This window comes from Mesorhizobium sp. M7A.F.Ca.US.006.04.2.1 (genome assembly GCF_004022915.1).
In the GTDB taxonomy this organism is placed as follows: Bacteria; Pseudomonadota; Alphaproteobacteria; order Rhizobiales; family Rhizobiaceae; genus Mesorhizobium; species Mesorhizobium ciceri.
This window is the reverse complement of sequence record NZ_RZQA01000532.1, coordinates 1-4518: the sequence shown is the minus strand read 5'-3', so window position 1 is coordinate 4518 and position 4518 is coordinate 1. Positions and strand designations below refer to the sequence as shown.

General features: G+C 63.7%; 5 protein-coding genes. All 5 read left to right on the top strand.

Annotated elements, in window-relative coordinates:
- On the top strand, nucleotides 1–549 hold a 549-nt coding region (locus EN925_RS24490), incomplete at its 5' end, for an amino acid ABC transporter permease (protein WP_164894366.1).
- Nucleotides 546–1310, top strand: a complete 765-nt coding sequence (locus EN925_RS24485) for an amino acid ABC transporter ATP-binding protein (RefSeq protein WP_127369331.1) — start codon at nucleotides 546–548, stop codon at nucleotides 1308–1310. The genes EN925_RS24490 and EN925_RS24485, both read left to right, overlap by 4 nt.
- A gap of 8 nt (nucleotides 1311–1318) precedes the next feature.
- Nucleotides 1319–2962, top strand: a complete 1644-nt coding sequence (locus tag EN925_RS24480) for a N,N-dimethylformamidase beta subunit family domain-containing protein (RefSeq protein WP_127388252.1) — start codon at nucleotides 1319–1321, stop codon at nucleotides 2960–2962.
- Between the two features lies 1 nt (nucleotide 2963).
- Nucleotides 2964–4349: an aspartate aminotransferase family protein gene (locus tag EN925_RS24475; RefSeq protein ID WP_127369607.1), complete on the top strand. Its 1386-nt coding sequence runs from the start codon at nucleotides 2964–2966 to the stop codon at nucleotides 4347–4349.
- 3 nt (nucleotides 4350–4352) lie between these two features.
- The coding region (locus tag EN925_RS24470; RefSeq protein WP_206632905.1) for a 3-keto-5-aminohexanoate cleavage protein at nucleotides 4353–4518 on the top strand (166 nt) is incomplete at its 3' end.

Below are 4518 nucleotides of genomic sequence, written 5' to 3'. Positions count from 1 at the left end.
GGCATCCTGTTCGCGGTCATCGTGCTCTACGCTCCGAAGATCGTCGCCTATCCCGTGCGCGCCCTCATGTGGGTGTTCATGGGTACGCCGCTGCTGTTGCAGCTGTTCCTGATCTATTTTGGCTTGGTGCAGATCGGCATCGACATTCCTGCCCTTGCCGCCGGCATTGTTGGGCTCGGCCTGCACTTTGCCGTCTACAATGCCGACATCATCCGCGCCGGCATCGTGGCCGTCGATGTCGGCCAGACGGAGGGTGCGCGCAGCATCGGCTTCGGCAAGTGGCAGACGCTGCGCCATGTCGTGATACCGCAAGCCATCCGCAACACGGCACCACCGATCGGCGGCAATCTGATCGCGCTGTTGAAGGAATCCTCGATCGTCTCGGTCATCGGCATCGCCGAGTTGGTCCATTCGGCCCAGCTGGCGATCAGCGAAACGTTCCGCCCGTTCGAGTTCTACATCACCGCAGCGGCGCTTTATTACATTCTCAATCTTGTGCTCGAGGCGGCCTTGCGTCGGTCTGAAAGACATGTGGAGGTTTCCCGATGAGCACGCAGCGGCCAATGGTCGAGGTTCGCGGCGCGCGCAAATCGTTTGGCGCCGTCGAGGTCCTCAAAGGCATAGGCCTGTCGGTCGATCGCGGGCAGATCGTCGCCATCATCGGCCCGAGTGGCTCCGGCAAGAGCACGCTGCTGCGCTCCATCAACCATTTGGAATCCCTGGACTCCGGTGAAGTCTGGCTCAACGGCGTGCAGGTCAACCAGAAGCTGCACGGCCATGCCTTCGAGCGGCACATCAACAAGGTGCGCCAGCAGATGGGCATGGTGTTTCAGCACTTCAATCTGTTCCCGCATCTGACTGTGATCGAGAACATTTCCATGGGACCGATCATCCTAAAAGGCATGACCAAAAGTGACGCGCATGCGCTGGCGCATAGCCTCTTGTCCAAGGTCGGGCTCGCCGACAAGATCGACGCCTACCCCTCGCGGCTTTCGGGCGGCCAGAAGCAGCGTGTGGCCATTGCCCGTGCGCTGGCGATGCAGCCCAAGGTGATGCTGTTCGACGAAGCCACCTCGGCGCTCGATCCGGAACTGGTCGACGAGGTCAACGCGGTGATGAAACAGCTTGCCGCCGAACACATGACCATGCTCATCGTAACGCATGAGATGCGCTTTGCCGGCGAAGTAGCCGACAGGGTGCTGTTCATGGATGGCGGCGTGATCGTCGAGGAAGGCCCGCCCGGCGACATGTTCCGCGCGCCGCAGAAGGACCGCACGCGCAGCTTCCTCAAGAAATATCTTTCCGCCTGAGGATGACCATGAACAGCCCAAACACGGAATTCCCCGATTTCGGACTGACGCCGGAGCAGCGCCGCCACGCGGTGCGTGGCCATTACTACGAATGGCCTGGCATGGATGGCGAGCGCGGCGAGATCTGGTGCTACAGCGACCGGTTTTCCTATCGCGCCGGCGAAACGGTGGCTTTGCATGTCAGTTCGACAGCTGCGACGTTCGGCATCACAATCACCCGAGATGGCGGCAGCGAAAACAAAGTATTCGAGAAATCGGGCATCGCGGCACGCTGGCAGGACACACCCGACCAGTGTTCGGCTGAAGGCTGCGGTTGGGACCCATCCTTCGAATTTCGCGTCGGAGCGGGCTGGCCGTCCGGCGCCTATCGGGTCACGCTGACCGCCGATGGGCTCGACGGCAAGCCGATCCAATGCCACCATATTTTCATCGTCTGCCCGCAGCCGGGCCGCAAACCTGGCCGCGTGCTCCAGGTGGCGGCGACAGGCACATGGCTGGCCTACAACACCTGGGGCGGCTCCAACCACTATCAGGGCATCACCGGGCCGGATCGCAACCAGTATTCGCCCATCGTCTCGACGCAGCGCCCCTGGTGCCGTGGCTTCGTCGTGCTGCCCAAGGATGCGCCGCGTGTGCCGCTGGAGGTCGCTGTGCCGCCGAAGACCGTGCCGCGCTATCCGCACATGGAGTGGGCGCTCGCCACCGGCCATTCGAAGAAATACGCTTCGTCCGGCTGGGCCAGCTACGACAGCCATTTTTTCCGCTTCGCCGAGCGGGCCGGCTATCAAGTCGATCTCGCCAGCCAGCATGATCTGCATTTTTCGCCGGAAATTCTCGACGGCTATGACTGCGCCGTGTTCGTCGGCCATGACGAATACTGGACCTGGGAAATGCGCGATGCCGTCGACGCCTATGTGACCCGCGGCGGCCATGCGGCGCGCTTTGCCGGCAATTTCATGTGGCAGACGCGGTTCGAAGACGAGGGCCGCCGGCAGGTCTGCTACAAATATCGCTCGCGTGCCGAAGATCCGGCCTATCTTCCAGACGGCGACGTCACCCGTGCCACCAATTCCTGGGAGGCGCCGGAAATCGGCCGGCCGGGTTCGGCGACCTTCGGGCTCAACGCGACGCGCGGTGTCTATGCCGGCTGGGGCGGCTGTGCACCGCGCGGCGTGCGTGGTTTCCCGGTCTACCGGCCCGAGCATTGGGCCTTCGCCGGCACCGGCATCTACTATGGCGACCTGCTGGGCGCCGACAGCCATGTCTATGGCTATGAGGTCGACGGGCTCGACTTCGAGATACGCGGCGGCCTGCCCTACCCGACTGCGACCAGCGGCGCGCCAGACGGCCTGCAGGTTCTCGCCGTCGGCATGGCATCCCAGGTCGAGGAAAGCGCCGATATCCCGATCGAGGACCAGTTCCTCACCGACGAAGACGGCCGCTTCACCGCCGAAACGCTGTTTGGCGAGGCGAGCGACGCCAATCTGGAAAAGGTCAAACGCGGCAACGGCATGATCGTCAATTTCCCGCGCGGCAAGGGCGAGGTGTTCCATGCCGGAAGCTGCGAATGGGTCGCCGGCCTGCTAAGACAGGACCCGATGGTCGAACGCGTCACGAAAAATGTCCTCGATCGTTACCTCGGAAAGCCCTGACATGTCGAAAGTCCAATCCGCCGTTCAAGAAACCGAAGCCCGGCGAGACTCGCATCTGTTCTATCTGTCCAGCCTGCGCCGGCCGCTGATCGACCGCGCCGAAGGCATCTACATGTGGACGCAGGACGGCCGCCGCTTCATCGATGGCTCGAGCGGCCCGATGGTGGCCAATATCGGCCATTCCAATCGCAATGTGCTCGACGCCATGAAGCGGCAGATGGACCGCGCCACCTTCGCCTATCGGCTGCATTTCGAGAACGAGCCGGCGGAGGAGTTGGCGCGGGAGTTGGCCGGCAAGCTGCCGGAGGGCATGGACCGCATCTTCTTCGTCTCCGGTGGCTCGGAGGCGACGGAATCCTGCATCAAGCTGGCGCGGCAATGGGCGGTCGCCACCGGCCAGGCCAGCCGCTGGAAGGTGATCACGCGTTTCCCCTCCTATCATGGCGGCACGTTGGGTTCGCTCTCGATCACCGGCGACGATGCGCTGGCCGAAACGTTCGAGCCGATGATGCGGGTGATGCCAACCGTGCCGGCGCCGAATGCCTGGCGCGACCGCGACAATCTCTCGATTGAGCAGCGCGGCATCCGCTATGCCGACATGCTGGAGGAGAAGATTCTTGCGGAAGGTCCAGACAGCGTGGTTGCCTTCATCATGGAGCCGATCGGCGGTGCGGCGACCGCGGCGCTGGTGGCGCCGGACAGTTATTATCCACGCATCCGCGAGATCTGCGACCGCTACGGCATCCTGCTCATCCACGACGAAGTCATGAGCGGTGCCGGCCGCACCGGCAAATTCCTCGGCGGCGATCACTGGAACTGCAAGCCCGACATCGTCGCCCTGTCGAAGGGGCTGGGCTCCGGATATGCGCCGCTTGGCGCACTCGCCGCACCGATGCGGCTGGTGCAGCCGTTGCTCGCCTCCGGCGGCTTCCAGCACGGCCACACCTATGCCGGCAATCCGCTGGCCTGTGCCGCCGGCCTGGCTGTGCTCGGCGAAATGGACCGGCTCGACCTGATCGCCAATGCGGCAGCCATGGGCGATGTGCTGATGGACGGGCTTAAAGGCCTGGCGAAGCGGTTTCCGTTCCTTGCCGACGTGCGTGGCAAGGGCCTGCTCACCGGCGCCCAGATGGTCGCCGATCCCGAGACCCTAAAACCGATCGACCAGAACAAGAAAGCCACGCAGCGGCTGCTCGACCTCGCCTATGAACGCGGGCTGATCATCTATGGCCGCAGGGTCAAGGGCGGCGTCGACGGCGACAATTTCATGGTCGCGCCACCGATGATCGTCACGGCCGAGCAGGTCGGCGAGATCATCTCCATCATCGGTGACTCGCTGGAGGTTCTGGCCGCCGAGCTCGACCTGCCGGTCGGAGGCCAGGGGTAAGAAATGGCACCGCGAAAAGTCATCATCACCTGCGCCGTCACCGGCTCGGTGCACACGCCGTCCATGTCGCCCTATCTGCCGGTGACGCCGGACCAGATCGCCGCAGACGCGATCGCGGCGGCGGAAGCCGGCGCCTCGATCCTGCATCTGCACGCCCGCGACCCCAGAG

Excerpts from the sequence above, each read along its gene's own strand:
- EN925_RS24475 (WP_127369607.1), top strand. The coding sequence starts at position 2,964 with ATGTCGAAAGTCCAATCCGCCGTTCAAGAAACCGAAGCCCGGCGAGAC.
- EN925_RS24485 (WP_127369331.1), top strand. The coding sequence starts at position 546 with ATGAGCACGCAGCGGCCAATGGTCGAGGTTCGCGGCGCGCGCAAATCG.
- EN925_RS24480 (WP_127388252.1), top strand. The coding sequence starts at position 1,319 with ATGAACAGCCCAAACACGGAATTCCCCGATTTCGGACTGACGCCGGAG.